Below are 1,222 nucleotides of genomic sequence, written 5' to 3'. Positions count from 1 at the left end.
AATATGATCCAGCCATAATCAGGAATAACCGGCTTCATGTTGGCTGCATATTCTGCCAACCGGCAGACTTCTCAGCGAATTCGGATGGCGTCATCCAGCCCAGTACAGAATGGGGACGCCTCTGGTTATAGTGTATGCGCCAGGCCTCGATTTTGCACCGTGCATCCTCCAGAGACATGAACCAGTTCTCGTTCAGGCACTCCTGGCGTAACCTGCCGTTGAATGACTCCACTGTGGCATTGTCCGTTGGTGTTCCCGGTCGGGAAAAATCAATACGGATCCCCCGTTCATACACCCATTTATCCAGCATTTTTCCTGCAAATTCAGAGCCGTTATCGGTTTTCAGCAACTGTGGTAAGGGACGTCTGAGCGCAATGGTGTTCAGCATCTCTGCGACTTCCGTTGAGCGCAGATTCTGGCCCACGCAGATCCCCAGACATTCGCGGGTGTACAGATCAATCACCGTCAACAGACGCAACCGGCGGCCGTCAAACAGCGCATCAGAGACAAAATCCATGCCCCAGACATGGTTCGGATACAGCCCCTGAGGCTGTGGCTGGCGGCGTTGTGCCGATTTGTTGCGATGCGGTCTTTTGAGACGCAGGGACAGTCCCTGTTCACGGTAAAGACGGTAAATGCGTTTATGGTTATCCTGCCAGCCCTCCCGCCTGAGCAGGATATGAACCCGCCGGTATCCGTAATGCACGCGGGTTTCCGTAATCTCACGGATACGCAGGCGCAGCGCACTGTCATCGGCCGCCACGGAGCGATAGCGAAACGAGCTGCGACTGACCCGCAGCGCAAAACAGACCTGCCTTTCGCTGGCCCCGTAACGCACCTGCAGGTCCCGGACCCATTCGCGCAGACGTGCCAGCGTCAGTTCTTTTTTGCCAGCACATCCTGCAGCATGGTCTTGTCGAGGCTCAGATCGGCCACCAGTTTCTTCAGCCGCAGGTTTTCCTCTTCCAGCTGGCGCATGTGCTTCAACTCAGAGGGCGAAATACCACCGTATTTCTTGCGCCACGTATAGAACGTGGCATCAGAAATACCCAGCTTACGGCAGACCTCCGGCACGGACGTCCCCAGTTCAGCCTGCTTCAGGGCAAAAACAATCTGCTCTTCGGTGAATCGTGATTTTTTCATCGGCACCACCTCCGTTCAGGGAGTGTAGATCATGCCGGCATTCTGTTTCTGAATGGCGCAGGATTTCGGGTCAGGGTCA

The 1,222-nt window shown here is 55.2% G+C and carries 1 protein-coding gene; it reads right to left on the bottom strand.

The features are described 5' to 3' along the window. Positions 1–34 precede the first annotated feature (34 nt). Positions 35–1,143 (bottom strand): IS3 family transposase gene (locus CWM52_RS25875; protein WP_416308826.1). Its coding sequence is split into 2 segments (ribosomal slippage): positions 35–888 and positions 888–1,143, totalling 1,110 coding nucleotides; the frame shifts between segments, so codons are not numbered across the junction. Positions 1,144–1,222 lie beyond the last annotated feature (79 nt).

This window comes from Raoultella sp. T31 (genome assembly GCF_002806725.1).
Classification (GTDB): Bacteria; Pseudomonadota; Gammaproteobacteria; order Enterobacterales; family Enterobacteriaceae; genus Klebsiella; species Klebsiella electrica.
Note: the sequence above shows the minus strand (reverse complement) of the source record. Positions and strands in the feature narration are given on the sequence as shown.